Annotated in this window: 1 protein-coding gene and 2 pseudogenes; 1 reads left to right on the top strand and 2 read right to left on the bottom strand. The window is 66.3% G+C overall.

Going from position 1 to position 2712, the window contains the following annotated elements:
* A pseudogene (locus AIIKEEIJ_RS13660) lies at positions 1–440 on the bottom strand (hypothetical protein); the annotation flags it as partial.
* A 177-nt stretch (positions 441–617) separates the two neighbouring features.
* Between AIIKEEIJ_RS13660 and AIIKEEIJ_RS13655 the strand changes: the two are divergent.
* Positions 618–1262: a hypothetical protein gene (locus tag AIIKEEIJ_RS13655; protein WP_161995870.1), complete on the top strand. Its 645-nt coding sequence runs from the start codon at positions 618–620 to the stop codon at positions 1260–1262.
* 717 nt (positions 1263–1979) lie between these two features.
* Here AIIKEEIJ_RS13655 and AIIKEEIJ_RS13650 read toward each other — a convergent pair.
* Positions 1980–2582 (bottom strand): annotated as a pseudogene (locus AIIKEEIJ_RS13650) (SbcC/MukB-like Walker B domain-containing protein); the annotation flags it as partial.
* Positions 2583–2712 lie beyond the last annotated feature (130 nt).

Here is a 2712-nt window from a genome sequence, read left to right as displayed (position 1 = left end):
GCGTCGATGCCGTGGACGTCGACCGCGTGCGCGATCATCGAGGCCTTCTCCGCGGTGAGGGTGTCGAACCGGGCGGTGAGACCGGCCCGGCGGCACGCCACGGCCAGTTTCTCGACCTGCGGATGATGCTGCCGCTGCGCCGCCTTCGCGGCGCGGGCGGGAGGCGTCGGGCGCGACGCAGCAGGTTCAGCTCTTGGTTCAAGGACGGTTCGGGTGACATGCGTGTCACCCCGTGGCCGCTCGGCTGTCACCCCGTGCGCGGGAGCGGGGTGACGATGTGTTGCCCGCCGCATCGTCAGGTTGTAGCAGGTGGGGCGACGGTCTTCGCGAGCGATGGTGGCGGCGACGCGCTGCTGGTCGCCGCGGGAGATGAGACGGAGCTGGGCGAGGGCGGCGAGGCAGCGTTGCACCTGCCGCCTCTGATGGCTTGACGCGGTCATGCTAGTTGGATGCAGCGACTGCACTGGAGCGGTCTACGCGGTTGTCTGGTCAGCATCGTGTAGTTTGCGGTGAACTGCATGCGTGTTCGACGGAGTTCGGAGGTCAAGATGGTCCGTGCGCGCCGAGCAGGGGTCCATTTGCATACCGGTGCTCCCGCGAGCAAAGCACGTACGCCCGTGTGGGGTGCCCGAGACATCAAGAGTGCCGTCGTCGATCCGGATGCACCTCGAAAAAGTGCACCGCGAGCGCGGCCCGCGAAGTGCAGTTGGTGCGGTTCACCGAACGCTGTTGCCGGATCCGATCCCAAACGTTGCAAACGTTGTGTCAAGCACGAACGCACCATCGCTACAGCGGAGAAGTACCTGGCCTCCAAGGGGCTGCGTCCGCTCAGTGGTTCCTTCGCTTCGGACAGCCCGGAAGAGGAACAGCACCGCAGATCCGCTGCGAAGGCACGTACCGCGCTCAACAATGTGCGTCGGCAACCGTCGAAGAAGAAGTCCGGCAAGAGCGCTGAGAAGTCTCGTTCAAGTCAACCCGAGGCCATGCGTACCGCCAAGGTGCCGGCGACCACCGGCACGACACCCAAGAAGAAGCCGACGAGGAAAACGAAGACTACGGGGAATGCGGCGATACCCGATCCGACGGACGACCGACGACTTCTCGCATCGGTGCAGTTGCGCATTCGAGACGAAGAGAAGCAAGGCTACGACCAAACGGCGAGCGGTCGAGCGCGCCTTGCCGAACTCCGCGAAATGGAGCGCAGATTGCAGCGCCGTCTTGCGAACCGAGGTGACAATTCCGGTGTGACGTATCGACACTGAGCAATGCACACGAGTGCCGGCCGTCGTCGCTGTGTACCGCTGCCATCAAGGTTCTTCCTGATCATCCGCGATACACGATGTCGCGCCGCACAACCGGTACATCTTGGCTTCATATTCGGCGATCGACACTGGTCGATCTTTCCGGGGAGAGCGGTGCCACTGGTTCCGTCAGCGGCCACGCACCACCGAGCGCGTTACTCGCGGCCTTGGGCGCCGGTGGATCGGTCCTGCACGGCCTGCAGGACGAATGCTCAAGAGTCCGGTGCGGCCCGTACTCCGTCTTCGGAAGCCATTGTGTCCCAATGTGTCCGCGACGATCACACGCCTGTCACCGTGCATCCCGGTGAGTGCGGACAGGCGTGTCAATGCGTACCGACCGGTCAACTCTTCGGCGTGTCCGTCGCCTTTGATTCGAGAGCGTGCAGCGCCGGCGCCCGGGTAGCGACAAAATTCTCCGAATCCGGCCCGGTGCTCCTCCGATATCTGCCGCAGTCGGGAGCTCCGACTTGGGTATCGGCGGGCCACCGGTCCGCGACGCGACACAACGTCACCGGCAAAATCCGACCACAGCGGAACATCTAAAAAAACCGAAAATGAGGCCACTTCCCTGACTGAACCGCTCACACAGCCCAGAGACAGGACCCGCCGCCCGGCGCATCCGAGCAGAGGTGGATACACCGACTCCCGCATCAATCCGGTAGGGGAGCGCCCGCACCCCTACGCGAACTCGAGCGCCCCCTCCACCGGCGCCGGCACCCGCCGCGTGCCCGGCGACCCCAGCGCCGCCGCCAGATCCGACCCGTCGTGCTCGGCGAGCAACCCGCCCTCCGACCACACCAGCAACGTCGCCCCGACCGTGTGCTCGGCCACCGAATGCGCCAGATCGTAGTGCGCACACGCCGGCACCCCGGCATACGTGATCCACAGGTCGTAGCCCGTCATGAACAGATCCAGGTCGAACTGCACGCTCAACCCGAGCAGCTCCGCCCGGCCGTTGTCGTCCACCCCGGCGAACGCCTCGTCCAGCGCCAGCAGCCGCGGCGCCTGCGGATCCGCCGAATCCAGCATCACATGCGCCGCCGCGAACAACGGCAGATGCAGCGACACCGACTGCTCACCCCCCGACAACGCCGAATGCCGCGCCACCGTCAGCCGCTCCTCCGCGCCGTCCGCCCCGATCAACCCGAACGCGAACACCCGCCACCGCCGGTAATCCAGCGTCGTCGCCAGGATCTCCGGATACGACCGCTCCGGATGCGCCGCCCGCTCCGCCCGGATCCGCGCCGCGAAATGCGCCCGGACGCTCGCCAGCTCCACCGGCCTCGAGCGTCGACAGGTGCACCGCGTCCCACCGCTCGGCGATCGACGGCCAGTCCGGGACGTGCGCGCCGCGGTATTCGATCGGGTGCGCGGCGATCAGCTCGGCCCAGTCGTCGGCGGTGTCGATCCG

Source organism: Rhodococcus sp. YH1 (assembly GCF_009939605.1).
GTDB classification, from domain to species: domain Bacteria; phylum Actinomycetota; class Actinomycetes; order Mycobacteriales; family Mycobacteriaceae; genus Rhodococcus; species Rhodococcus aetherivorans.
Note: the sequence above shows the minus strand (reverse complement) of the source record. Positions and strands in the feature narration are given on the sequence as shown.